Source organism: Iodobacter fluviatilis (assembly GCF_900451195.1).
GTDB classification, from domain to species: Bacteria; Pseudomonadota; Gammaproteobacteria; order Burkholderiales; family Chitinibacteraceae; genus Iodobacter; species Iodobacter fluviatilis.
Genome location: NZ_UGHR01000001.1, coordinates 2,528,294 through 2,552,758, shown reverse-complemented (window position 1 = coordinate 2,552,758; position 24,465 = coordinate 2,528,294). Strand labels below are relative to the sequence as shown.

At 48.0% G+C, this 24,465-nt stretch carries 25 protein-coding genes; 16 read left to right on the top strand and 9 right to left on the bottom strand.

The window, feature by feature from the left end:
- Positions 1-13: 13 nt before the first annotated feature.
- From DYD62_RS11700 to trxB, 9 genes are all read right to left on the bottom strand, one after another.
- A complete protein-coding gene (locus tag DYD62_RS11700; RefSeq protein ID WP_115227501.1) occupies positions 14-1,057 on the bottom strand; it encodes a bifunctional UDP-4-keto-pentose/UDP-xylose synthase in 1,044 nt (347 codons plus the stop codon).
- 22 nt (positions 1,058-1,079) lie between these two features.
- Positions 1,080-2,012: a formyltransferase gene (locus DYD62_RS11695; RefSeq protein ID WP_115227500.1), complete on the bottom strand. Its 933-nt coding sequence runs from the start codon at positions 2,010-2,012 to the stop codon at positions 1,080-1,082.
- Positions 2,009-2,968 carry a glycosyltransferase gene (locus tag DYD62_RS11690; protein ID WP_115227499.1) on the bottom strand — a complete coding sequence of 320 codons (960 nt, stop codon included), beginning with the start codon at positions 2,966-2,968 and terminating at the stop codon, positions 2,009-2,011. The genes DYD62_RS11695 and DYD62_RS11690 overlap by 4 nt, the downstream gene beginning before the upstream one ends.
- A 109-nt stretch (positions 2,969-3,077) precedes the next feature.
- On the bottom strand, positions 3,078-4,205 hold the full coding sequence (locus DYD62_RS11685) for a DegT/DnrJ/EryC1/StrS family aminotransferase (protein WP_115227498.1): 1,128 nt from the start codon (positions 4,203-4,205) through the stop codon (positions 3,078-3,080).
- Positions 4,202-4,558 carry a VanZ family protein gene (locus DYD62_RS11680; protein WP_115227497.1) on the bottom strand — a complete coding sequence of 119 codons (357 nt, stop codon included), beginning with the start codon at positions 4,556-4,558 and terminating at the stop codon, positions 4,202-4,204. The genes DYD62_RS11685 and DYD62_RS11680 overlap by 4 nt, the downstream gene beginning before the upstream one ends.
- Complete coding sequence (locus tag DYD62_RS11675; protein WP_115227496.1) at positions 4,558-4,929, bottom strand: SMR family transporter; 372 nt, start codon at positions 4,927-4,929, stop codon at positions 4,558-4,560. The genes DYD62_RS11680 and DYD62_RS11675 overlap by 1 nt, the downstream gene beginning before the upstream one ends.
- Entirely contained in the window at positions 4,926-6,563 is a 1,638-nt protein-coding gene (locus tag DYD62_RS11670) for a phospholipid carrier-dependent glycosyltransferase (protein ID WP_115227495.1), read from the bottom strand. Before DYD62_RS11670 ends, DYD62_RS11675 begins: the two co-directional genes overlap by 4 nt.
- A gap of 91 nt (positions 6,564-6,654) precedes the next feature.
- Positions 6,655-7,266 (bottom strand): Smr/MutS family protein, encoded by a 612-nt coding sequence (locus DYD62_RS11665; RefSeq protein ID WP_115227494.1) that lies wholly within the window; start codon positions 7,264-7,266, stop codon positions 6,655-6,657.
- 56 nt (positions 7,267-7,322) lie between these two features.
- Complete coding sequence (gene trxB / locus DYD62_RS11660; RefSeq protein WP_099396122.1) at positions 7,323-8,276, bottom strand: thioredoxin-disulfide reductase; 954 nt, start codon at positions 8,274-8,276, stop codon at positions 7,323-7,325.
- 509 nt (positions 8,277-8,785) lie between these two features.
- Between trxB and rpsB the strand changes: the two genes are divergently transcribed.
- From rpsB to motA, 16 genes are all read left to right on the top strand, one after another.
- Complete coding sequence (gene rpsB / locus DYD62_RS11655; protein ID WP_115227493.1) at positions 8,786-9,508, top strand: 30S ribosomal protein S2; 723 nt, start codon at positions 8,786-8,788, stop codon at positions 9,506-9,508.
- Positions 9,509-9,657: 149 nt separating this feature from the next.
- A complete protein-coding gene (tsf, locus tag DYD62_RS11650) occupies positions 9,658-10,533 on the top strand; it encodes a translation elongation factor Ts (RefSeq protein ID WP_115227492.1) in 876 nt (291 codons plus the stop codon).
- 133 nt (positions 10,534-10,666) lie between these two features.
- A complete protein-coding gene (gene pyrH, locus DYD62_RS11645) occupies positions 10,667-11,386 on the top strand; it encodes a UMP kinase (protein WP_099396119.1) in 720 nt (239 codons plus the stop codon).
- Positions 11,387-11,490: 104 nt separating this feature from the next.
- Positions 11,491-12,048 carry a ribosome recycling factor gene (gene frr / locus DYD62_RS11640; protein ID WP_115227491.1) on the top strand — a complete coding sequence of 186 codons (558 nt, stop codon included), beginning with the start codon at positions 11,491-11,493 and terminating at the stop codon, positions 12,046-12,048.
- Between the two features lie 127 nt (positions 12,049-12,175).
- Positions 12,176-12,859: a polyprenyl diphosphate synthase gene (gene uppS, locus DYD62_RS11635; RefSeq protein WP_373280370.1), complete on the top strand. Its 684-nt coding sequence runs from the start codon at positions 12,176-12,178 to the stop codon at positions 12,857-12,859.
- A complete protein-coding gene (locus tag DYD62_RS11630; RefSeq protein ID WP_115227489.1) occupies positions 12,853-13,680 on the top strand; it encodes a phosphatidate cytidylyltransferase in 828 nt (275 codons plus the stop codon). Before uppS ends, DYD62_RS11630 begins: the two co-directional genes overlap by 7 nt.
- A 178-nt stretch (positions 13,681-13,858) precedes the next feature.
- Positions 13,859-15,073, top strand: a complete 1,215-nt coding sequence (ispC, locus tag DYD62_RS11625; protein ID WP_115228286.1) for a 1-deoxy-D-xylulose-5-phosphate reductoisomerase — start codon at positions 13,859-13,861, stop codon at positions 15,071-15,073.
- Entirely contained in the window at positions 15,067-16,416 is a 1,350-nt protein-coding gene (rseP, locus tag DYD62_RS11620) for an RIP metalloprotease RseP (RefSeq protein ID WP_115227488.1), read from the top strand. Before ispC ends, rseP begins: the two co-directional genes overlap by 7 nt.
- A gap of 149 nt (positions 16,417-16,565) precedes the next feature.
- Complete coding sequence (bamA, locus tag DYD62_RS11615) at positions 16,566-18,833, top strand: outer membrane protein assembly factor BamA (protein ID WP_233702908.1); 2,268 nt, start codon at positions 16,566-16,568, stop codon at positions 18,831-18,833.
- 19 nt (positions 18,834-18,852) lie between these two features.
- Positions 18,853-19,347 carry an OmpH/Skp family outer membrane protein gene (locus DYD62_RS11610; RefSeq protein ID WP_115227487.1) on the top strand — a complete coding sequence of 165 codons (495 nt, stop codon included), beginning with the start codon at positions 18,853-18,855 and terminating at the stop codon, positions 19,345-19,347.
- A 4-nt stretch (positions 19,348-19,351) separates the two neighbouring features.
- Positions 19,352-20,389 carry a UDP-3-O-(3-hydroxymyristoyl)glucosamine N-acyltransferase gene (gene lpxD / locus DYD62_RS11605; RefSeq protein WP_115227486.1) on the top strand — a complete coding sequence of 346 codons (1,038 nt, stop codon included), beginning with the start codon at positions 19,352-19,354 and terminating at the stop codon, positions 20,387-20,389.
- 90 nt (positions 20,390-20,479) lie between these two features.
- Positions 20,480-20,932, top strand: a complete 453-nt coding sequence (gene fabZ, locus DYD62_RS11600; RefSeq protein WP_205836288.1) for a 3-hydroxyacyl-ACP dehydratase FabZ — start codon at positions 20,480-20,482, stop codon at positions 20,930-20,932.
- Between the two features lie 17 nt (positions 20,933-20,949).
- Positions 20,950-21,726, top strand: coding sequence for an acyl-ACP--UDP-N-acetylglucosamine O-acyltransferase (lpxA, locus tag DYD62_RS11595; RefSeq protein WP_115227485.1), 777 nt, complete (start codon positions 20,950-20,952; stop codon positions 21,724-21,726).
- Position 21,727: 1 nt separating this feature from the next.
- Entirely contained in the window at positions 21,728-22,900 is a 1,173-nt protein-coding gene (gene lpxB, locus DYD62_RS11590) for a lipid-A-disaccharide synthase (RefSeq protein ID WP_115227484.1), read from the top strand.
- Positions 22,897-23,478, top strand: a complete 582-nt coding sequence (gene rnhB, locus DYD62_RS11585; protein ID WP_115228284.1) for a ribonuclease HII — start codon at positions 22,897-22,899, stop codon at positions 23,476-23,478. The genes lpxB and rnhB overlap by 4 nt, the downstream gene beginning before the upstream one ends.
- Positions 23,479-23,601: 123 nt before the next feature.
- The gene (gene motA / locus DYD62_RS11580) at positions 23,602-24,462 is read left to right on the top strand and encodes a flagellar motor stator protein MotA (RefSeq protein ID WP_115227483.1); all 861 of its coding nucleotides are present in this window, start codon (positions 23,602-23,604) and stop codon (positions 24,460-24,462) included.
- Positions 24,463-24,465: the final 3 nt, after the last annotated feature.

The window sequence follows — 24,465 nt, the reverse complement described above, 5'->3', positions numbered from 1 at the left end:
CGGTCTGGTTTAATTAATCAACCAGTTCGCGCGCAGCAGCAACCTGATCTTTATAAGCATCAAAAATACCGCGTAAGGAGTCTTCCATTGTGGTGCTTGGTGCCCAGTTTAAATCGGCCTTGGTGTTGTCGATTTTTGGTACGCGGTTTTGCACGTCTTGGTAACCCTTACCATAGTATTCGCCTGAAGTGGTTTCCAGAACGGTGACTTTGGCGGCCATTTCTGCGTATTCAGGATAGGTTTTAGCCAGATCCAGCATCATGGTGGAAAGCTCACGCACCGAGTAGTTGTTCACTGGATTACCGATGTTATAAATCTGGCGTGTGGCTTTGCCATCTTTATTGTCGATAATCTTAACCAGCGCTTCGATGCCGTCGGTGATGTAAGTGAACGCACGTTTTTGCGCGCCGCCATCCACCAGCTTGATTGGCTCGCCACGAACGATATGCCCTAGGAACTGGGTAATCACACGGCTAGAACCTTCTTTAGGTGTGTGGATATTATCCAGACCGGCACCAATCCAGTTAAACGGACGGAACAGAGTGTAATCCAAGCCTTCCTGTTGGCCGTAAGCCGCAATCACGCGATCCATCAGTTGCTTGGAGCAGGCGTAAATCCAGCGTGGTTTGCTGATTGGGCCGTAAACCATATTGGAGTTTTCTGGGTCAAATGCTTCGTCTTCACACATGCCATAAACTTCGGATGTAGAAGGGAAAATCACGCGTTTTTTGTATTTAACGCACCATTTGATAATCGGCAGATTTGCTTCAAAATCAAGTTCGAATACGCGCAATGGTGCTTGTACATAAGTGGCCGGTGTTGCGATTGCAACCAATGGCAATACCACATCGCATTTTTTAACGTGATATTCAATCCATTCCTGGTTAATGGTGATATCGCCTTCAAAGAAGTGAAAGCGTTTGCTATCCATAAATTCAGAAACTTTATCGCTATACATATCCATACCGAAAATTTCCCAGTCGGTATTCTCGAGGATGTATTTAGACAGGTGATGGCCAATAAAACCATTAACGCCAAGGATGAGGACTTTTTTCATTGTGTTTTCCCGAAGGTACTAATTAATGTAAATCTATTGAGGATGCGCCAAAATGGCGAATAAAATTACCGCCATTCAGTGTTTCCCCATCGAATTCTGCATGCAGTACTAAAAGTGCCGCACCATCACTACAAAGTAAGATAATTCTATTGCCGTCAGCATACATCAGCGGGGTAATGGGTTCGATGGCTGTTGTATCTGCTGTGAATATTTGCCGTGTGCGCCAGATAATCAGGCGCTTGTTATTGATGTCACTAAATGCACCCGGATAAGGTACGGTCACAGCGCGTACCAAATTATGGATGTCTTTAGCGCTTTGTTGCCAGTTTATCTGCCCATCTTTAGCTGTACGGCCGCCATAATAAGCGCCTTGGCTTAAGTCTTGCTGCGTAAAATCAGTTTTTCCTGCAATTAATCGCGGTAATGCCGCGCTTAAGCAAAGCTCGGCTGCTACGGTGACTTTTTCAAACACTTCCTGAGCGGTGTCATCAGGAAAAATAGGCACGGCTTGCTGAGCCACAATCGGGCCATTATCCGGCTTGATATTCATGACATGCAAGGTGGCACCCGTTTCGGTTTCACCCTTAATAATGGCCCAGTTAATCGGCACACGGCCACGGTATTGCGGCAGCAGGGAGCCATGCATATTAAATGCACCCTGCGTAGCTGCGCTTAATAAAGGCGCTTTCAGCATATTGCGATAATAAAACGAGAATAAAAAATCCACATTCAGCGCAGCAATTTGCGCTTCAATTTCTGATGTATTTGGGTTTTCTGGCGTAATAAACGGGATTTCGTAATCAGCAGCTAATTGTGCAACCGAGCCAAACCAGATGTTCTCGTTAGGATTGTCTTCGTGCGTCACAATCAGCCTGATCTCAATACCCGCGGCCAATAGCGCTTTAATACAGCGCACGCCTACATTATGGTAGGCAAAAACAACGGCTGATTTCACGCTCCATCCTTTTTATGCTGATCCGGGTCGGATTGTAAAATGCTGGCAATTAAATAGCGCGGGCGTTGGCGTACTTCATGATAAATACGGCCGATATATTCGCCTAAGAGGCCAATACCAAACAACGCAATGCCAATTAAGAAGAAGACGATGGCGAATAAGGTAAATAGCCCGCCGACTTCCGGCCCCATAAAGATACGGCGCAGGACCAGCAATAAGAATAAAGCGCCTGAGCCTAATGAGACAAAAATCCCCAGCATGGAAAATAATTGCAGGGGCAGAATCGAAAACCCAGTCATTAAGTCAAAATTAAGGCGAATCAGGCTATAGAGCGAATACTTAGATTCGCCTGCAAAGCGCTCTTCATGGCCCACCACAACTTCGGTTGGATTTTGTGAAAAAGAATAAGCCAGCGCGGGGATAAAAGTATGCATTTCCTGACACTGATTAATGGTGTCGATAATGCGGCGGCTATAGGCGCGCAGCATGCAGCCTTGATCGGTCATTTTGATTTTGGTGAGCTTTTCACGCAGATTATTCATGCTGCGGCTGGCTACATGCCGCCACCAGCTATCATTGCGCTGACGACGGATCGAGCCCACATAATCGTGGCCCTTATCCATTTCAGCCAAGAGTGTGGCGATATCTTCAGGCGGATTTTGTAAGTCTGCATCAAGCGTCACAATGCGTGAGCCTTTTGAGTGCTCAAATCCTGCCAGAATGGCGCGATGCTGACCAAAGTTGCCGTTGAATAAAATCACCCGTGTGACATCTGGGCGTTTTTCGTACTGTGCGCTTAATAAGCCTGCCGAGCGATCACGGCTGCCGTCGTTAATAAACAAAATTTCATACGGGGTATTAAGTGCATCGAGCGCGGGATAGAGGCGATCGAAAAGGGCTTGCAGGCCGTCTTCTTCGTTATAAACCGGTACGACAACAGAAACGATGGGCTTCATTGAACTCTCTTTTTTTAAAACCTGACACGCAAGGCGGGTAAAATCCGCTCTGCGAATGGCAATACTTACTTGCAAGTCACTGCTTAATCCAGCGGCTTTAGATGTGATCTTACTTAAAGCTGGCGGAGAGTACTTCACGCAAAGCAATGCAAACGCGCTCTACATCTGTTACTTCCATCGCAGGGAAGAGTGGCAGGGTAATCGTGCTGCCACCAATATGCTCCGCATGCGGATACATGCCTTCTGTGTAACCCAGATTACGATAATAAGTAAATAAATGCAGCACCGGGTAATGCACGCCAATCCCGATGCCTCTTTCTTTCATCTGCGCGATAAACTCGCCGCGGCTGATTTTCATTTTTGCCAGCGGTAAGAGCGGCTGAAACATATGCCAATTGCTGTTTGTAAAATCAGCGGGCGGCAATTCTAAGCCTAAATCAGTATCCAGCAAATCAAAATAAGCTTGCGCAAGCTCATTTCGTTTGGCATTAAAGCCGTCGAGCTGCTTGAGTTGCCCAAGGCCAATGGCTGCAGCTACATCAGTCATATTGAATTTACCACCGGGTAAATCTACATCCATGCTGCCATCGGGGAAGCGCGTGACGCCTTGTAAGCGCCATTTTTCAAACAGCGCCGCTTCGGCTTCATTATTCATCACCAGCGCGCCACCTTCGGTGGTGGTCATGTTTTTATTGGCGTGAAAAGAAATCGAACACAGATCGCCAAAACTGCCGACTTTTTTGCCATTCCATGTTGCGCCCTGTGCTTGGGCTGCGTCTTCAATCACGCGCAGGCCGTGTTTATTGGCAATGGCGTAAAGGCGATCGCGATCAACCGGCAAGCCGGCCAAATCAATAGGGATAATGGCCTTGGTGCGTGGGGTAATCGCGGCTTCAACTAAATCCAGATCAATATTACGTGTAAGCGGATCGACATCCACCAGCACCAGCTTGCCGCCAGTATTTAAAATGACATTGGTGGTGGATACCCAGGTCATGGGCGTGGTGATAACTTCATCACCGGGCTGTAGATCAATTAAACGCAGGGCGATTTCTTGCCCGCCGGTTGCAGAATTCACCACGCGAACAGGGCGGCCGCCAAAATAGGCAGATAGTGCGGCTTCAAAGGCTTTGACTTTAGGGCCGCTGGTAATCCAGCCCGAACGCAATACATTGGCCACATCATTAATTGTTTCTTCGTCAATGCTTGGGCGGGTAAAGGGGAGAAATTCGCTCATGAATGATCCGTTTTTAAAGTGTGTGGCAGAAATTGAAGCAAGATCGCGGCGATGCCGGTGCCAATCAGTGCACCTGCCGCATTCGCCAGCATATCGTGCGTATCAAAACTGCGGTAAGGCGTAAGCGCCTGTGCAAATTCGATGGCTATGCCCATTAAGCTGGCCAGTAGCCAGATATGGGGCAGCTTTCTCTGGCGGGCAAGGCCAAACCAAAGTGCAAGCAAGCCATAGGCCAGAAAATGACCAATTTTATCGCTGTTTGGCATGGCGGGCATGGTGAGCGGAATCAAAGACATCACCCATATAAAAGCCACATAGGCCCATGCCAGTCTTTCAAAGGCCATCCTTGACATCAGCTTTTTGCGACCAATAAGACGCCCAGCATAATAATGCCGATGCCAACAAGGCGCATGGGCGTGACCGCCTCACCAAATAACCACCATGCCAAGCCTGCATTCACAACGTAACCTATGGATAGCATAGGGTAGGCAATGCTGACCTCTACACGGGACAGCGCCAAAATCCATACCACCACGCTGATTACATAGCAGGAGAGCCCGCCAATAATATGTGGGTTGCTGGCGACTTTTAGCCCGATTGGCCATGCATTAGCCATGGAGAAATCGAATTGCCCAATGGTACGGGTGCCCGCTTTTAATAAAAGCTGAGCACCTGCATTAAGCAATACGCCAAATAAAATCAATCCAAATTCAAGTGCTTTCATGGTTTGGCAATCACTAATCTGCGTGCATCTTTGGCGATGGTTTTCATTTTCAGGCCGCGTGTTTGTAATTCATTAAAAGTATCTGTTTGCAAAATAGCGACAGGCTGAATATCACTATTCCAGCGGGCGATAAAATCATCCAGTGAAATGCGTTTATCTGGCTCTGATTTCTGGCCCATTTCAAATTCATCAATATATTCAACAAATTGCAGGGTGCGCTTTAAATAGAAGGGCAGAGACTGATCGTAATAACGTACTGCATAGAGTGTACTTTGCGGCGTGAGCTGCGGCTTGATGGCTTCAACCAAATGGTAGCTGGAGTTCGTATAAGCGTAAGACTCGTGCCCAACCATGGGCAATTGCCCGCCCACTAATCCTGCCAGCGCCATGGTGGCGATCGCCGCTTCTTTTTTGCCTTTGCCAGCGAGGATAAAGCTGGCGATGGCTCCGCCTGCTAAAACCAAGCCTGCTGCTACCAGCCAGGCCGCATAGGCTGCGTTATAAATTTGTGGCGTGCTCTCACTTACCATCGTGCTGACATAGGGGTAAGCGCCGATCAGCACCAAGCCTGGCGCGGCAATCCATACAAAATGCCAGCGCAGCGTTTTGCCACTGATATCCATTAGCGTTTGCGCCATCAGCATGGCCAGCGCAGGGAAAATCGGCAGGATATAAGAAGGGAGTTTGGAGCCTGATTTAGAGAAAAAGGCAAAAATAAATACCGACCAGATCAATAGAAAACGGTTGGTTTTAAATTGCTCACTGCTGACCCAGCTCTTTTTTAAGGCTTGCGGCAACAGACTGGTCCACGGCAGTAAACCGACGGCTAGAATCGGGAAGAAATACCAAAGCGGGCCTTCGCGGCGATGCTCAGTGCTGGTAAAACGCTCGAAGTGTTCATGAATAAAAAAGAAATGTGCGAATTCCGGATTGGTTTTGGATACTGCAATAAACCAAGGTGCAGTAATCAGCAGGGCCAGCGCCAAGCCTTTAAATAAGTGGAGTTTGCCCCATAGCTTAAGATCACGGCAAATGATGGAGTACGCCACAATCGCAATGCCCGGCAGCACCAGCCCGATCAGGCCTTTAGATAAAACGGCAAGGCCAATCGCAGCCCAAGCCACGAGCATACCATTGCGGTTTTCTTTGGCGCTGGCACCATCTCTTTGCGCCAACAAAAAACCACAGAGGCTGAATGTCAGAAAGGCGCTCACGCCCATATCGAGCGTTAAAAAATGGCCGTTACCAATCCACCAAGCACTACTGGCTAAAATGCCGCCAGCAAGCCAAGCGGTGGCCTCGCCCCAGAGCTTACGGCTGGTAAAAAATACCGCCAGTAGCCCCAAAAAACCGGTCAGCGCGGGCCATAGCCTCGCTGCAAAATCTGATTCGCCCAGTACTTCAAAGCTGGCCGCTGTGGCCCAGTATTGCAAAGCGGGTTTTTCGAAGTATTTAATGCCGTTAAGGCGCGGCGTATTCCAGTCGCCCGTTGTAACCATTTCGCGAGCAATTTCTGCATAGCGGCCTTCGTCGGGCGTAATGAGTTTGCGGTAGCCAAGCGTGCCAAACCAGAGGACGGCCAAAAGCAGAAGCACCAGCCACTTAGCGGCAGGGCGATTAATCAGACTATTCATGTAGGTTCATTGGGATTGAGCGGTGCGGCATTGTACATTAAGCCGCATGAATGCGTGAAACGCTGCGCTGTATAGAATTTGTAAGCGCCCCTTATTCTCTGCGGGTCCGAATTAAAACCAAAACGGCGCCGCCGCCGCCTTCATGCTGCGGGGCTTGGCAAAAGGCGAGGACTTCATCTCTTTGTGCCAGCCAGTTTTTAAGCTTTTGCTTCAGAATGGGCTCGCCGTTTTTGGAGCCCATGCCCTTGCCATGGACGATGCGTACACAGCGCAGGCCTGCTGCATTGGCGCTTTGTAAGAAATGGGTCACACTGATTCTGGCTTCGTCGCTGCTTAAACCATGCAAATCCAGATGCCCGCTGGTTGGCCACTGGCCTTTCCTTAGGCGCTTCAGCGTGTCGAGTTTCTGGCCTGGCTTGCTGTAGAGTAGCTCTTCGCCCGGTGATAGCTCATCCCATGGCCAAAAATCGGTCATATCATCCAGCGGGCTGAGATGCTCGGCGTGTTGTTTGCGCGGCCAAGGGCTGACTTCTGGTTTGGGGTGTTGGTATTGCTTGTTTTTAAGCGGCGTAACGCCCTGTACCGAGCGCATAAACAGGGTGTGATCATCCAGTGTTTCTAGGGGTTTACTTTTGGGTTTTGCAGCAATCTGCGGCTTGGCGCGCAAAGCTTTTCTAAGCTGTCGCAGCTTGGGGTTATCCATGTTAATCCAATGCAAAAGGGGCGCTGAGCGCCCCTTGGGTCATCCTAGGTCTGTTATTAACGTAATGAATCCAAATATTTATCTGCATCCAGTGCTGCTTGGCAACCTGACGCTGCGGAAGTCACGGCCTGGCGGTAGATATGATCCTGCACATCGCCTGCGGCAAATACACCAGGGATGCTGGTGCCGGTTGCACCACCATCACGGCCGCCCTTGGTTACGATGTAGCCGGTCGCATCCATTTCCAGCTGGCCTTTAAAGATATCTGTGTTTGGCTTGTGGCCAATGGCAATAAATACGCCGGTTAATTCAAGATCACGTGTGCTGCCATCTACGGTTGATTTAAGACGCGCCCCCGTTACGCCTGTGGCGTCGCCCAACACTTCATCCAGCGTGCTATTGATGGCTAGGGTGATTTTGCCGGCTTCTACTTTCTCCATTAAATGGTTGATCAGGATTTTTTCTGAACGGAAAGTATCGCGGCGATGAATCAAAGTCACATGCGCAGCAATATTAGACAGATACAGCGCTTCTTCAACGGCTGTATTGCCGCCACCCACAACGGCAACTTGCTGATTGCGGTAGAAAAAACCATCGCAGGTCGCACAAGCAGATACGCCGCGGCCAGCAAAGGTTTCTTCGCTTGGTAGGCCGATATACTGAGCCGATGCGCCCGTTGCAATAATCAGGGCATCACAAGTGTATTCGCCGGAGTCCCCTACCAGACGGATTGGTTTTTCATTTAAATGCGTGGTGTGAATATGATCGAAGATCATCTCTGTGCCAAAACGCTCGGCATGCTTTTGAAAGCGCGCCATCAGCTCCGGGCCTTGTACGCCATCCGCATCGGCAGGCCAGTTGTCTACATCCGTTGTTGTCATCAGCTGCCCGCCCTGAGCAAGGCCCGTTACCATTACCGGATTAAGGTTGGCACGGGCAGCATAAACGGCTGCAGTGTAGCCAGCGGGGCCTGAGCCTAGAATAAGTAAACGAGCGTGTTGCGTAGCCATAAATCAGCTTCCTTTTCTGAGAGAGGGGAAAGTGTGCCGGAGCCTTATTAAAAGGCATATTGATGATTTGCTCACAGTTTACGTCTTTCAAGCCAGGCTTTCTAATCGAAAATGCCTATGGGGGTGATTAATTGCTTGGTTTTAAATACTCTGCATTGCAGACGCGATATGTTTTTTGCTGTCTGGGTACGTAGATGCAAAAATGGTGCGTCGGGTAGTGATGGGTGGGGGTCATGGGAACGGTGTGTCAAAGGCGGGCGCATTAGGTTTGGTAATAAGGGGATAAATGAGAGGAGGGGGTGAGTCTTTTTGTATTGAATGGTAATAGATGCAATCCATGATTGCCTGATTAAGCTGGACTGGCATTGGCGTAAAGGTCTATAATCCTGTGCTCTGTGGGCATGGTGCCTGCAGATAATTTTGGTGCTCACCCCGTTAAGGGTGCTCAAAGTCTGTGATTTTGGGTGTCGTGTGAGTGCTAGATGTAACCCTTAGCTTGGAGTTTTACTATGTCCGTTAGCATGCGCGATATGCTTGAAGCCGGTGTCCACTTCGGTCACCAAACTCGTTACTGGCACCCAAAAATGGGTCAATATATTTTTGGCGCACGTAACAAGATTCATATTATCAACCTCGAAAAAACACTGCCATTGTTTGAAGAAGCTGTTAAATACGCTCGTCGTATTGCTGCAAACAAAGGTACTGTTCTGTTCGTAGGTACTAAGCGCCAAGCTCGTGAAATCGTTGCTGAAGAAGCAGCGCGTTGCGGCATGCCTTTCGTTGATCACCGCTGGTTAGGCGGTATGCTGACTAACTACAAAACAGTTAAGCAGTCGATCAAACGTCTGGAAGAGTTACAAGTTATCGTTGCTAATGAAAACAGCGGCTACGGTAAGAAAGAATTGCTGGACATGAATCGTGAAGTTGAAAAACTCAATCGTAGCCTAGGCGGTATCAAGGATATGAAGGGTCTGCCAGACGCGATTTTCGTGATCGACACTGGTTACCAAAAGGGTACTTTGGTTGAAGCTAAGAAACTGGGTATCCCAGTTATCGGTGTAGTTGATACCAACAACAACCCAGAAGGTATTGATTTCGTTATCCCTGGTAACGATGATTCAAGCCGCGCAATTCGTTTGTACGCTCAAGGTATGGCTGACGCCGTGCTTGAAGGTAAAAACCAATCAGCACAAGAACTTGTCGAAGCAGCTGCTGTAGCCGCTGCACAGTAATATCGTAAAGTTAATATGCGAAAAAGGGGCGTTTCGCCCCTTTTTTGTAAATAACAGATAAGTAGCCCTGCACCTTTCTGGCGTTTCACTTTTAAAAGTGCCCAGATAAGCGATGCTCTACTCCTTACCCAGATTCAGGAGAAATAATCATGGCGGAAATTACCGCGAAGATGGTTGCCCAGCTGCGCGAGCTGACTGGCCTTGGCATGATGGAATGTAAAAAAGCTTTGGTTGAAGCCGATGGCGACATCAAAAAAGCTGAAGAAGTAATGCGAATCAAATCCGGCAACAAAGCGTCCAAGCTGGCTGGCCGTACTGCTGCTGAAGGGATTATCGCTGCATTTATCTCTGACGATAAAAAAATCGGCGCGGTGCTTGAAGTAAACTGTGAAACAGACTTCTTGGCTAAAGACGAAGGCTTTATTGCTTTTGCTAAGCTGGCTGCACAAGCGGTTGCGGATGCAAATCCTGCTGACGTTGAAGCACTGGCGCAAGTGGTAGTAAACGGTAAAACAGTTGAAGAAATCCGTAAAGATGCTGTAGCTAAGCTGGGCGAAAACGTGACATTGCGTCGTTTCGCACGCTTTGAAACAGCGGGCCAAATTGCAGCTTACCTGCACGGCAACAAAATTGGCGTACTGCTGGACATCGTAGGTGGTGACGAGCAATTGGCTAAGCAAATTGCGATGCATATTGCGGCGACCAAGCCTAAGTCCCTCGATGCAAGCGGCGTACCTGCTGACTTGATCGAAACTGAACGCCGTGTTGCGACTGAGCGCGCTAAAGAAGCGGGCAAGCCAGAAGCAATGCTGGAAAAAATCGTGGAAGGCACTGTACAAAAGTACCTGAAAGATGTTGTTTTGTTGAGCCAATCATTTGTAATGGACGACAAAGTAACAATCGAACAATTGCTGAAAACCAACTCTGCAACTGTTAATGCATTCAACCTGTTTGTTGTAGGTGAAGGTATTGAAAAAGCAGTGGTTGATTACGCTGCTGAAGTGGCTGCTGCTGCAAAGATTTAATTGTTTGTATTAAACTTAGCCTGCCGAAAGAGCAATCTTCAGGCAGGCTGAGCACTGGATATTTGCTTTATGCGCCGCACGGTAACGTGCGGCGTTTCCACAATTTGCCCCTCCATGGATAAGGAAGCTTCAAATGAGCCAAGCACCCAAATATAAACGCATTTTGCTGAAACTCTCCGGCGAAGCCCTCATGGGTGAGGATAGCTATGGCATCAATCGGGTCACAATTGACCGTATTGTTGGTGAAATCAAGGCTGTATTAGATCTTGGCGTACAAGTTGGTGTTGTGATTGGTGGTGGTAATATTTTTAGGGGTGTTGCACCTGCTGCTGCAGGGATGGATCGCGCAACGGCAGACTATATGGGTATGCTGGCAACGGTAATGAATGCGCTGGCCTTGCAGGATGCGATGAAACGTGCGGGTATTGTCAGCCGTGTTCAATCAGCACTGACGATTCAGCAAGTGGCTGAGCCCTATGTGCGTGGCAAAGCAATCCGTTACCTTGAAGAAAATAAAGTGGTCATTTTTGGTGCAGGAACGGGTAACCCTTTCTTTACAACAGATACCGCTGCTGCTTTGCGCGGCATGGAAATGGGTGCCGATATTGTTCTGAAAGCCACCAAAGTTGATGGTGTTTACACCGATGATCCAAAGAACAATCCAGATGCTGTACGTTATCAAACCCTGACTTTCGATGAGGCCATTGGCCGCAATCTGAAAGTGATGGATGCCACTGCATTCGCGCTCTGTCGTGATCAAAATATGAATTTAAGTGTCTTTAGTATCTTCAAAGCAGGCGCATTAAAGCGCGTAGTTCTTGGGGAAGATGAAGGGACGCTGGTACACTGCTAAACTTTCTGAACAGAGGCACGGATTATTTACGCCGTGCACTGTTAGTGGGCCATAGTACAAATGAACGATTACTCATTAGAAACGAGTAAATAAGGGAATGCATTATGATTGCAGAAATTAAAAGCAATACCGTTACAAAAATGCAAAAATCAGTTGAAGCTTTGCGCGTTAATTTAGCCAAAGTACGTACTGGTCGCGCGCACGTTGGCTTGTTGGATCATATCAATGTGGATTATTACGGTGCACCAACAGCAATTAATCAAGTTGCTAATGTCACTTTGATTGATTCACGCACAATTGGTGTTCAGGCTTGGGAAAAAACAATGATTTCCAAGATTGAAAAAGCAATTCGTGATGGTGATCTGGGCTTGAATCCATCCACCAATGGTGATGTGATTCGTGTGCCAATGCCAGCACTGACCGAAGAGCGCCGTAAAGATTTAACAAAGGTTGTTCGCAACGAGGCAGATGATGCTAAGGTAGCCGTGCGTAATATTCGCCGCGATGCCAATGAGCAATTAAAACGCTTGGTTAAAGATAAAGAAATTTCTGAAGATGATGAGCGTCGTGCAGCAGATGATGTTCAGAAGCTGACAGATAAATATGTAATTGAAATTGATAAGTTGTTGGCAGAAAAAGAAAAAGAATTAATGACAATGTAATCATTTACTGGCCGGTGCAATTGTGCCGGCCAGTAAACGTAAGGGGTTTGGTGTGGCCATATTCAGTAGCTCAACTAAAGAAATACCGCAGGACATTGCAGCTGTTCCACGTCACATTGCCGTGATTATGGATGGCAATGGCCGTTGGGCAAAAAAACGCATGATGCCACGTATATTTGGCCACAAGCGTGGTGTAGAGGCTTTGCGTGATACGGTGCGTGCTTGTGATGCACTTGGCGTGGGTTATTTAACTGTTTTTGCTTTTAGTAATGAAAACTGGCGTCGCCCGCAGGATGAAGTGTCATTTTTAATGGGCCTCTTTCTGAAAGTGCTGAGTGGTGAAATTAGCCGCATGCACGAAAAAAATATTCGTTTGAAAATAGTGGGTAATCGTGAGCATTTTGGCCCCGAGCTGGTGGCACTCATTGATGCTGCCGAAGAAAAAACAGCGGGTAATACAGGCTTAACGCTATCTATTGCGGCTGACTATGGCGGGCGCTGGGATGTCATTAATGCCACGCATAAAATGCTGGCAGATCACCCAGAATTAAGCACTACTTTTACAGAAGATGATTTATCTCCTTACCTTGCGATGGCCTATGCGCCAGAGCCTGATTTGTTTATCAGAACAGGAGGAGAGCAGCGGATTAGCAATTTTCTGCTATGGCAGCTTGCCTATACCGAGCTTTATTTCAGCGATATGCTTTGGCCTGATTTTGACCGGCAGGCGCTGGAAGCTGCGATTGACTGGTATCACAGTCGGGAGCGACGTTTTGGCCGTATTAGTGAGCAACTGCAAACCCCATGCTAAAAACACGTGTTTTAACGGCCCTCTTTTTGCTGCCGCTGCTGCTTGCGGCAATCTTTTATTTACCTCAGATGGGAACAACGGGCTCCCTTGCATGGATTTCATTTTGCGGTCTGATTATGGTTGCCGCATCTTGGGAATGGCAGCGTTTATCCGGCATGCAAGGCTTCGTTGCTAAAGTTTACCCGGTATTAACCGCTGTTATATTTGCTTTACTCAGTCAGCTAATTTACACGCCTTCGATGCTATTGGGGCTGATGCTTGGGGCAAGCGTGTTTTGGTTGTTTGTCACGCCATGCTGGCTTTCTAAAAAATGGAAGCTGGCAAATGCCGCAAATTTAAATATTTTATTAGGCTGGGCTTTGCTGCTGCCTGCTGGTCTGGCATTAATTGTGCTGCGCACAGCAGGGCCATGGGCTTTACTGTCTGTTTTGGCAATTGCTTGGGTTGCCGATTCTGCCGCCTATTTCTTTGGTAAAGCTTTTGGCAAGCACAAGCTTGCGCCGCTGATTAGCCCTGGAAAAAGCTGGGAGGGTGCTGCTGGTGGCTTGCTGGGTGTATTGATTTATACTTTCTTTTTGCCTAAACATCTTTTTTTTCATGGCGAACTATTGTCACTTGCTGCATGGCTGGCTATTGCTGTGATCTTAACGGCAGTGAGTGTAATGGGGGACTTATTAGAATCCCTCTTTAAGCGTCAGATCGGAATGAAAGACAGCAGCAATTTATTACCGGGGCACGGCGGAGTGCTTGATAGGGTTGATAGTTTATTAGCCATCCTGCCGGTAGCCTGTGCCATTTACCTCAGCTTCTTATTATTCTAAATTCAAACTGCGTAAATCATGTGCTTGTCACAAGATCTTATTGCTGAAATTAAAACGCTGGCAATAAAACCAATACAGCAGATGTTTTTTCCATAGAAAAAACGTATTGGTTTTATTGCTGTTTTAATATATGGCACAGGTCTTTTTCGGGCAGATTAAAGCGCAAGGCCATATCATCATGTCCTCTTTGCAAAAAATCACCATTTTGGGTTCAACTGGCAGTATTGGCGTCAATACCCTTGATGTCATTGCCCGCCATCCTGAGCGCTATCAAGTGTTTGCTCTTACGGGCGCTAGTCAGCTGGAAAAGCTGGCTCAGCAATGCGTGCAGTTTAAGCCTCGTTTTGCCGTTGTTTTGGATGCAGCCTCTGCTCAGACATTGGCTGCACTATTAAAAGAGCGGGGCTCTGCTACGGAAGTGTTGTGGGGTGTGTCTGCGTTGAGTGATGTTGCAACTGCTGCAGATGTCGATGCAGTGATGGCAGCAATTGTAGGGGCAGCAGGGATGCAGCCAACCCTAGATGCCGCGCGTGCGGGTAAGCGCATTTTGCTGGCGAATAAAGAAACGCTGGTGTTGGCCGGTTCTTTATTTATGGATGCAGTGCGTGAATCCGGCGCGGCGCTTTTGCCTATTGATAGTGAACATAACGCAATTTTTCAGGTTCTGCCGGGCGCTTATCGTGAAAATCCTTATGCGTCTTGTTTGCAGGATGCAGGTGTTAAGCGCATTTTGCTGACAGCATCGGGCGGGCCATTTCGCACTATGGCGCATGAAGCATTGCATCATGTTTCGCCTGAGCAAGCCTGCAAGCACCCTAATTGGTCTATGGGTCGCAAAATTTCAGTGGATTCGGCCTCATTAATGAATAAGGGGCTGGAAGTCATTGAGGCGCGTTGGTTATTCAATGCGCCGGAAAAGAATGATATTTCAGTGGTCGTGCATCCGCAAAGCGTTGTGCATTCTATGGTGGAATATATGGATGGCTCGGTGCTGGCTCAGCTGGGCAATCCTGATATGCGCACCCCCATTGCCTATGGTATGGCTTACCCGGAACGAATTGATGCGGGCGTGAAATCACTCGATTTCTTTAGCGTGGGTCGTTTGGATTTTGAAGCGCCTGATTTACAGCGTTTTCCTTGCTTGCAACTGGCTTTTGATGCCCTTGCTGCAGGAAGTGCTGCCCCGGCCATTTTAAATGCGGCCAATGAAGTGGCTGTTGAAGGCTTTTTAAATAATGCTTTACGCTTTACGGATATCCCGCGACTTATCGAAGCGGTATTGGGGCAGTGTACGCATCGCGCATCGGCTGAATCATTAGAAGCCTTGCTTAGTGCGGATGAGATGGCACGGGCTGCCGCACGGCAGTGGTTGCAGAGTCACCCCCTATGTTGACGTCACTTCTGGCGTTTATTGTTGCCATTGGCCTGCTTGTTTCGATTCACGAGTACGGGCATTACTACGTGGCAAAGCGCTGCGGGGTAAAGGTGCTGGTTTTCTCTATTGGTTTTGGTAAACCGCTCTGGCAGTGGCGCTGGGGTGAAACCCTGTGGCAAATTGGTGCGATTCCGCTTGGCGGCTATGTCAGTATGCTGGATGAGCGTGAAGGCGAGCCAATTGCGGCTGCTGATTTGCCGCGTGCTTTTAATCGCCGTCCCCCTCTGGCCAAAATGGCTATTGTTACAGCAGGGCCGCTGGCTAATTTTCTACTCGCAATTTTGCTGTACTGGGGCTTGTCATTATCGGGTGTTGAGTCGCTGAGGCCGGTTGTTTCATTTGTCAGTGCAGGCTCTGCGGCAGAAAAAGCGGGGCTTCGTCAGGGGGATGAAGTGCTTTCTGTGTCCGGAATGCCGGTTTCTAGTTGGGATGAGCTGCAGTTTGGTCTGCTAGAGCAGAGTGGTGGCGCGGTAACAGTACCCTTGCAGCTTCGGTCAAATACTGGTTCAGAGCGCTCTGTTATGCTGGATCTCAGTCATCTCACCCGGGATGAAATCGATCAGCAGCTTCTTTCTCGCCTTGGGTTGTCTCCTGTGCCCCTCAGCTTACGTATCGCTCAGTTAGCACCTCAAAGTGCTGCGGCAAAGGCCGGAGTCAAAGTGGGCGATCAGTTAATAATGATCAATGGCAGCCCATTACATGGCTGGCGTGATGTGCAAGCCATCGTGGCGTCATCTGCTGCTCAGCCTTTGCTTATAAGCTGGAAGCACAATGGGCAAGTCATTGAACGCACAGTTATTCCTGACTCCGTTGTAGAAAACGGGCAGAAAACCGGCAAGCTTGGACTGGCCCCTGAAGTGGATGCAATTGCCTGGCAGCAGCAACGATTTACCCGTGATTTTGGCCCGCTTGAGGGCTTGCAATATGCACTGAATAAAACCTGGCAGGGCAGTCGGCTGACTCTGGTGATGTTTGGGAAAATGCTTACAGGGCAGGTGTCAATCAAGCAGGTCAGCGGCCCGATTACGATTGCAACATTTGCAGGGGAAAGTGCCCGCATGGGCTTAAATGCTTTTCTTGAGTATCTTTGTGTAATTAGTATTAGTTTGGGGGTTTTAAACCTGCTACCCTTGCCGGTGCTGGATGGCGGGCATTTGATGTATCATACGGTAGAATTTTTGACAGGGCGGCGTCTGCCGCTTGGGGCTGAAGCATTGGGTCAGCGCATTGGTATTGTGTTGTTGTTAGGCTTGATGTCTCTTGCGCTTTACAACGACATCCATCGGCTTTTTCCTGGTTAAACCACTTTGCTTGTTTAGCCGCATATTTCAAGGCCAGGGTTTACAGCAGCAATTAAGGGTTTTCGGCCGTTTTTTAACGCAGTGTGGGCAGTTTATGCCTGCTAACTCATTAGTGACTCTTCATAATAATGAAATTAAAATCGATAAACTTGTTGTTAGCAGCTGCCCTGAGCAGTGTTGCTTTTCCTACTTGGGCGGTTGAGCCATTTGTGATCCGCGATATTCGTGTTGAGGGGCTGCAACGTACCGATGCCGGAACGATTTTTAATTATTTGCCGGTAAAAGTGGGTGATCGCTTTGATGATGATCGCGCACAAGAGGCGATCAAGGCCTTGTTTGCCACTGGTTTTTTCAATGATGTACGGGTTGAATCCAATGGGCAGGTATTGATTGTTACGGTGGATGAGCGTCCTACCATTGCGCAAATCAATGTTAACGGCTCTAAAATGCTGGAAAAGGATCAAATTAAAAGCGCCCTGAAAAGCCAGAGTTTTGCTGAAGGGCGTATTTTTGATCAAAGCGTGCTGGATGCTGCCGTTCAGGAAATCAAACAGCAATATTATTCACGCGGCCGTTACTCTGTTGTGGTGAAATCGGAAGTCACTAAATTAGAGCGCAACCGTGTTGGCGTTCAATTGGATATTTCTGAGGGTGAAGTGGCCCGTATTCAGCAAATTAATATCATTGGCAACAAAGCGTTTTCCGAAGATGATTTGCTTGATATGTTGAGTCAAACCACAGGTGGCTGGCTCACTTGGTATACCAAAGCAGACCAATATTCCAAGCAAAAACTATCTGCCGATCTAGAAAAGCTGCGTTCTTGGTATATGGATCGTGGCTATATCGAATTTAATGTTGAGTCCACTCAGGTTGCTATTTCTGAAGATCGAGAAGGTATTTTCCTTACCTTGAATATCTCAGAAGGCAAGCAATTTGAAGTGAGCGATGTAAAATTGTTGGGCGACACCATTATTGACCCTGCTATTTTAAAGAAGCTGATTACTTTAAATACGGGCGAAGTGTTTTCGCGTGAAAGTCTGAACCGGTCAACTGCCGCAATTACAGAAGCTTTGGGCGAAGTGGGCTATGCCTTTGCCAATGTAAATGCTGTACCAGAAATCGATCAGAAAAATAATAAAGTGGCATTTACTCTTTATGTTGATCCAGGTAAAAAAACTTATGTAAGACGGATTAATGTAAACGGTAATTCCCAAACCCGCGATGTGGTTATTCGCCGTGAATTACGCCAGTTAGAATCAGCTGCCTATGATGGCGCTAAAATCAAACGCTCTAAGCAGCGGCTGGATCAGCTGGATTATTTCGGTGAAATTGTCGTTGATACGCCGTTGGTGCCTGATACTGCCGATCAGGTAGATATGAATGTCACCGTGACTGAAAAGAAATCAGGTAACTTTAATATTGGTGCCGGTTATGGGCAAAGTGAAGGCGTTGTTTTAGTCTTATCTCTTTCTCAGAATAACTTTTTGGGTAGTGGTAAGCAATTTGCGGTTGAAGTCAATTCAAGCTCATCTAATAAAGTGTATTCCCTTGGCGTAACCAATCCTTATGCAACACCCGATGGTGTTTCTGTGGGTTGGAATATCTATCGCCGCGATACAGATCCTTCTCGCGTAGATTTGGGTCAATATACAACATCGTCCTATGGTTTTAATTCGAATTTCAGCCTGCCTTTAACTGAAACAAATCGGATTGGTTTTGGTTTGGGTTATGAAAGCTTGGCCATTCAGGCCGATGCTTCTGCGCCTCAGCATGTATTAGATTTTGTAAATACCCAAGGCTCCAGAAATAAAACATTCCCTGTTTCTGTAAACTGGGGACGTGATACGCGTAATAGTGGCTCCTACCCTACATCAGGCTGGTTACTTAGCCTGAATGGTGAAGTGACTGCACCTTTCTCAGATATTGATTACTACAAGCTATCAACCCGAAGCCAGTACTTTATTCCATTTGGTAAAGAAATGAGTCTGATGTGGAATGTGGAAGGCGGTTATGGCCATGCTTATGGCGATAATATTTATCCTTTCTATAAAAACTTCTATGCCGGTGGTGTGGGCTCAATCCGTGGTTTTAGGTCTGGATCGGTTGGGCCTGTGGATAGCCGTGGTGATGGTATGGGGGGGGATAAACGACTGATCAATAACTTTGAGTTCTTCTTCCCGATTCCAGGTTTGAAAAATGACCGTTCTACACGTTTAAGTGTATTTGCTGATTCCGGCGCGGTTTGGGGTGCAGGTGATAAGCCAAGTTTTAGCGAACTTCGCTATTCTGCAGGGGTGGCATTTACCTGGGTTTCACCAGTAGGGCCAATTAAATTAAGCTGGGCAGCGCCATTTAATGCTCAGCCAAATGATCGTGTTGAACGCGGACTCCAGTTTCAGTTGGGTCAAGTATTCTGATTTTAAGGAGCCACTATCTATGTTGAAATGGCCACGTGCTGTATTACTGGCAATGGGTGTTGTACTGACTTCCAGTGCATTTGCGGCAGATATGCGGATTGGTTTTGTGGATACCGAGCGAATCTTGCGTGAGGCATCCCCGGCAGTGAGGGCGGCCAAAAAGATAGAGCGTGAATTTGATGTCCGTAAAGCCGATTTGCAAAAGATTTCGGCCCAGGGTAAGGCGCTGCAGCAGCTGCTGGATAAGGGGACACTTGCAGAAACGGATCGCAGAATTAAAGAGCGTGAGCTCGTTAAAATGAATCAGGATTTTCAGCGTATGCAGCGTGAATTCAATGAAGATATGAATGTGCGCCGCAATGAGGAATTATCCGGTTTGCAGGAGCGGGTAAATACCGCTATCGCGCAAATAGCGACCAGCGAAAAATACGATTTAATTTTGCAGGAAGTTGCATGGCGCAGCCCCCGCATTGATATTACAGACAAAGTATTAAAGCTTTTAATGGATAAATAAACGCATGTTGCTTTCCTTTAGATTGTCGGGACTTGTTGAATTACTCGGTGGTGAGCGTCATGGCGATGATGTGCTGATCACCGGCGTTTCTTCTTTAGAAAAAGCAGGGGAGGGCGAGCTGGCTTTTTTGGCAAACCCCCGCTTACGTGCGCAATTGCAAACCAGTCATGCTGCGGCCTTTATTGTTCGCCCTACTGAAAGTGCCAGCTTAAAACATCCGCATATCGTAACGCGTGATCCACAACTGTATTTTGCGCAAGTGGCGCAGCTGCTGCACCCTCGTCCGGTGGCTGTGGCGGGTATTCATCCCCGGGCCATCGTTGACCCGCTTGCTAAAGTAGCAGCCAGTGCTCAAATTGGCCCCGGTGTTGTGATTGAGGCAGGGGCGGTAGTGGGTGAGCGCACGATCGTGAAAGCCAATGCATATCTTGGTGAGCGTGTCGAGATTGGTGATGATTGCCTTATTCACCCCAATACCAGTGTGCACAGCGGTGCATTTATCGGTGACCGGGTGATTTTGCACAGCAATGCGGTGATTGCAGGCGATGGCTTTGGCAATGCATGGGCTACAGATCATTGGGAGAAGATCCCTCAGCTTGGCCGGGTTCTCATTGGCAATGATGTTGAAATTGGTTCTTGCACCACGGTAGACCGGGGTGCTTTAAATGACACTATTATTGGTAACGGCGCAAGGATCGATAACCTAATTCAAGTGGCCCATAACGTGGAAATTGGTGAGCATACGGCCATGGCTGCCTGTGTGGGAATCGCTGGCTCTACAAAAATTGGTGCGCGCTGTCAGATTGGTGGCGCGGTCATGATTTCTGGCCACCTGGAAATCTGTGACGGTGTGACCGTCATGGGTGGCACACTGGTGGCGAAAACGATTCGTGAAGCAGGCGTGTATTCAGGCTCTTACCCGATGCAAACCTATGATGACTGGCGGCATAATGCCGCTCACTTGCGTCACCTGGATGAATTGGCCAAGCGCATCAAGCAACTTGAAAAAGAGATTGCTGTATTGACGTTGCCTACTGAATAGAAGCCAACGACATTCATTTTAATTAACAGGCTTTAAGTCACTTTAAGCAAGAGATCACGGCTGTCAGTCGCCGGTTGGAGAACAAGAGTAATGAGTCAGACCATGGATGTTTTAGAAATTACCAAATGCTTGCCACATCGCTATCCTTTTTTATTAATTGATCGCGTTTTAGAAATTGAACCTGGCGTTTCAATTAAAGCCATTAAAAATGTCACCATTAATGAGCCTTTTTTTCAAGGCCATTTTCCGACATATCCGGTCATGCCGGGTGTGTTGATTATGGAAGCCCTTGCCCAAGCCGCTGGTGTATTGTCGTATAAAAGCTTGGAAGTTGCGCCTTCAGAAGATTCTTTATATTTCTTTGCAGGTATTGATAATGCGCGGTTTAAACGCCAGGTTGTACCGGGCGACCAGCTGACTTTATGCGTGCAGATCACAGCCAATAAGCGTGGAATCTGGAAATACAAAGCACAGGCTTTTGTCGGTACAGAATTAGCTGCCGAAGCTGATTTAATGTGTGCGCAACGCGAAGTTCAACGCTAATTCAGTCAGAGTAAAATATGTCGAAAATCCACGCTTCAGCCATTATTCATGACGGAGCCGAGCTTGCCTCTGACGTAGAGATCGGCCCCTTTTGTGTGATCGGTGAGCATGTCAGTATCGGCGCAGGTACGCGTCTTGAGGCCCATGTGGTCGTTGACGGGCATACGCAAATTGGCAAAAACAACCGTATTTATTCTTTCTCCAGTATAGGCTGTGCACCTCAGGATAAAAAATATGCGGGCGAACCAACACGCCTTGTGATTGGCGATGGCAATACTATTTTCCAGAATGTCACGATTTCTACTGGCACGGCGCAGGACGATGGCGTCACCATGATCGGGGACGACAACTGGATTATGGCCTATGTGCATATTGCCCATGATTGCAAAATTGGCAGCCATACTATTTTCGCCAATAACACCACGCTCGCAGGCCATGTACATATTGGTGACTGGGTGATTTTGGGTGGCTTTACCACCGTACACCAGTTCTGCAAAATTGCCCCGCATGCCATGACTGCGTTTACCGCTGCGGTCGCTCAGGATGTGCCGCCTTTTGTTATGGCTGCGGGTAATCGGGCCGTGCCAAACGGAATTAACAGCGAAGGCTTAAAACGCCGGGGTTTCAGTAGCGAGCAAATTACCCATATTAAGCGCGCATATAAAATGCTTTACCGTCAGGGCTTGCCTTTTGCAGAGGCTAAAGCGGCTATAGAAACACAAGTCACTGAACAGCCAGAGCTTCAGGCCTTTCTTGATTTCTTTGCACAATCCACGCGTGGGATTATCCGCTGATATGCAGCGCATATTAAATACTCAAGGCCGCCTGCGTATTGCGGTGGTGGCCGGTGAATCTTCGGGCGATTTATTGGGGAGCCAGCTGATTCTGGCCCTAAAAAAACGCCTGCCCCATGCTGATTTTTTCGGCATTGCCGGCCCTAAAATGCAGGCCGCAGGCTGCACCTCTGTTGTGCCTATGGAAAAACTGGCTGTGCGTGGTTATCTGGAAGTGATTCGTCACTTACCGGAATTACTGCGTATCCGCCGTCAGCTAAAAAGGCAATTGCTGGCAGATAAGCCTGATTTATTTATTGGTATTGACGCGCCTGATTTTAATTTCGGATTAGAAAAGGCACTTAAACAAGCGGGTGTACCAACAATTCATTATGTTGGTCCTTCGGTCTGGGCTTGGCGTTCGGAGCGGCTTAAAAAAATTGGCCAGTGCGTATCGCATATGCTGCTGTTGTTTCCTTTTGAAGAAAAAATATATAGGGAAGCAAATATTCCTGCCAGCTACGTTGGCCACCCTTTAGCAGAGATTTTCCCTGAAGTGCCAGATCAGCTCGCTGTGCGTGAAGTGCTCGAAATTCCGCAGCTAAAAGCTGTGTTTACCCTGCTGCCGGGCAGTCGCCAAAGCGAAGTTGAAATGCTGGCGGCTTTGTTTGTTGAAACCGCCAAAAAACTGTTGGAGCGATATCCAAACGCTTTGTTTCTGGTGCCCTTTGTAACGCGTGAAACACGCTTATTGTTTGAGCAGGAAATTTGGAAGCAGGGCGCTCAGGAGTTACCGTTTCGCCTGATGTTTGGGCATGCGCATGAAGCAATGCAGGCTGCTGATGTGATTTTGCTGGCGTCAGGTACGGCAACCTTAGAAGCAATGATGTCGCGCCAGCCCATGGTGGTGACTTACCGCTTGTCTTCGCTAACTTACCGTATGGTGAAAAGAAAGCTCAGGCTTCCTTATGTCAGCCTGCCCAATGTTTTGGCTGGCAAATTTGTGGTGCCTGAGCTTTTGCAGGACGATGCAACCTCGGATAATTTGCTTCAGGCCATCAGCAATTTATACGATGATAAACGTCTTGCCACTGCGCTGAGCCAACGCTTTGCGGATCTGCACCTTAGCCTGCGCTGCGGTGCAGCAGATCGCGCTGCAGATGCGGTGTGCTCGGTATTGGGGGTAAAGGCGTGAGTTTAATTTGTGGTGTTGACGAGGCAGGCAGAGGCCCTTTGGCCGGGGCGGTGTTTGCTGCTGCAGTTATTTTGCCTGCCCGCTATGATTTACCTGGTTTAAATGATTCAAAAAAATTAACGGCCCGCCGCCGTGATGTTTTATTTGATTTAATTAAATCCTGCGCGGTATCCTGGTCGGTTGCCTCGGCTTCTATTGAGGAAATTGACGAGCTGAATATCCTGCATGCCACGATGCTGGCCATGCAGCGTGCTGTTGCAGGGCTTGATGTGCAGCCTGCCGAAGCTTTAATTGATGGTAATCGGGTTCCAAAAGGTTTAATCGTTCCTGCAAGGGCGATTGTGGGCGGCGATGCACTTGAAGGCTGCATTTCTGCCGCATCCATTCTGGCTAAGGTCAGCCGTGATCGTGAAGTTGACGGTTTTGATGCGCTTTATCCTGGCTATGGTTTTACACAGCATAAGGGCTATCCAACAGCACAACATTTGGAAGCATTAAAGCGCCTAGGCCCTTGTCCTGTGCACAGAAAAAGTTTTGGCCCTGTCATAAGAGCAAATGCGCAGGCGTCTCTCTGGTAATACATCTCAAAGCGCAATTCATTTCGCTTTAATTCTCCTTGATTGGTTGTCGTGCTGTATTCAATCTTCTAATATGCAGCCTAAGTAAGTTATTTTATTAAGTCATTACAGGGAAGCTGACGCATGTTCGTCATTATTGGCTATGTTTTTATGTGCGTTTGTATTCTGGGCGCTTACGCTGTACACGGCGGGCATTTAGGCACGTTCTGGCAGCCATCTGAACTCGTTATTATTTTCGGTGGTGCAATTGGTGGGATGATCGCAGCCCAAGGCGCGAAAGGGATGAAGCAAACGGTTGCGGCTCTTCCTCTTATGTTTAAAAGCACCCCCTATAACAAACCTTTTTTCATGGATTTATTTGCCATGATGTTTGAAATTCTTTCCAAAGTACGGAAAGAAGGTTTGATGTCGATTGAAACAGATATTGAAGACCCGCATTCCAGCCCTATTATTTCCAAATATGCTTCCGTTGCTCATGATCATCATTTAACTGAATTCCTTTGTGATTACCTGCGCCTGATGGTCGGGGGTAATTTAAATTCAATGGAAATTGAAAATCTGATGGATGTGGAATTAGAAGCGCACCATGCTGATGCTCACGTTGCGGTCGATGCGATTACCAAGCTGGCCGATGGTCTGCCCGCATTTGGTATTGTGGCGGCGGTGATGGGCGTGGTTCACGTGATGGGCTCATTGCATCTGCCGCCACCCGCATTGGGTGAGCTGATTGGTGCGGCGCTGGTGGGTACCTTTATGGGGATTTGGCTGGCTTATGGTTTTGTGGGGCCATTGGCAACGGTGCTGGAGAAGCAGGGCGCGGCAACCAGCATTGCGTTTCAGGCGGTGAAGGTCACTTTACTGGCCAGCCTGAATGGCTACGCACCGCAGGTTGCTGTTGAATTTGGCCGCAAAGCATTAAGTGGCAGTGATCGCCCAAGCTTTAAAGAATTAGAAGATCATGTGAAGAGTGCTAAGGGTAAGTAAAAC

Coding starts and splice junctions, on each gene's coding strand:
- trxB (WP_099396122.1), bottom strand. CDS start 8,276: ATGGCTACGCAACACGCTCGTTTACTTATTCTAGGCTCAGGCCCCGCT.
- frr (WP_115227491.1), top strand. CDS start 11,491: ATGATTGCAGAAATTAAAAGCAATACCGTTACAAAAATGCAAAAATCA.
- pyrH (WP_099396119.1), top strand. CDS start 10,667: ATGAGCCAAGCACCCAAATATAAACGCATTTTGCTGAAACTCTCCGGC.
- ispC (WP_115228286.1), top strand. CDS start 13,859: ATGTCCTCTTTGCAAAAAATCACCATTTTGGGTTCAACTGGCAGTATT.
- DYD62_RS11700 (WP_115227501.1), bottom strand. CDS start 1,057: ATGAAAAAAGTCCTCATCCTTGGCGTTAATGGTTTTATTGGCCATCAC.
- tsf (WP_115227492.1), top strand. CDS start 9,658: ATGGCGGAAATTACCGCGAAGATGGTTGCCCAGCTGCGCGAGCTGACT.
- fabZ (WP_205836288.1), top strand. CDS start 20,480: ATGAGTCAGACCATGGATGTTTTAGAAATTACCAAATGCTTGCCACAT.
- rseP (WP_115227488.1), top strand. CDS start 15,067: ATGTTGACGTCACTTCTGGCGTTTATTGTTGCCATTGGCCTGCTTGTT.
- motA (WP_115227483.1), top strand. CDS start 23,602: ATGTTCGTCATTATTGGCTATGTTTTTATGTGCGTTTGTATTCTGGGC.
- DYD62_RS11685 (WP_115227498.1), bottom strand. CDS start 4,205: ATGAGCGAATTTCTCCCCTTTACCCGCCCAAGCATTGACGAAGAAACA.
- lpxD (WP_115227486.1), top strand. CDS start 19,352: ATGTTGCTTTCCTTTAGATTGTCGGGACTTGTTGAATTACTCGGTGGT.
- DYD62_RS11690 (WP_115227499.1), bottom strand. CDS start 2,968: ATGAAGCCCATCGTTTCTGTTGTCGTACCGGTTTATAACGAAGAAGAC.
- lpxB (WP_115227484.1), top strand. CDS start 21,728: ATGCAGCGCATATTAAATACTCAAGGCCGCCTGCGTATTGCGGTGGTG.
- DYD62_RS11610 (WP_115227487.1), top strand. CDS start 18,853: ATGTTGAAATGGCCACGTGCTGTATTACTGGCAATGGGTGTTGTACTG.
- lpxA (WP_115227485.1), top strand. CDS start 20,950: ATGTCGAAAATCCACGCTTCAGCCATTATTCATGACGGAGCCGAGCTT.
- DYD62_RS11670 (WP_115227495.1), bottom strand. CDS start 6,563: ATGAATAGTCTGATTAATCGCCCTGCCGCTAAGTGGCTGGTGCTTCTG.
- DYD62_RS11665 (WP_115227494.1), bottom strand. CDS start 7,266: ATGGATAACCCCAAGCTGCGACAGCTTAGAAAAGCTTTGCGCGCCAAG.
- DYD62_RS11630 (WP_115227489.1), top strand. CDS start 12,853: ATGCTAAAAACACGTGTTTTAACGGCCCTCTTTTTGCTGCCGCTGCTG.
- uppS (WP_373280370.1), top strand. CDS start 12,176: ATGGATGGCAATGGCCGTTGGGCAAAAAAACGCATGATGCCACGTATA.
- rpsB (WP_115227493.1), top strand. CDS start 8,786: ATGTCCGTTAGCATGCGCGATATGCTTGAAGCCGGTGTCCACTTCGGT.
- DYD62_RS11680 (WP_115227497.1), bottom strand. CDS start 4,558: ATGTCAAGGATGGCCTTTGAAAGACTGGCATGGGCCTATGTGGCTTTT.
- DYD62_RS11675 (WP_115227496.1), bottom strand. CDS start 4,929: ATGAAAGCACTTGAATTTGGATTGATTTTATTTGGCGTATTGCTTAAT.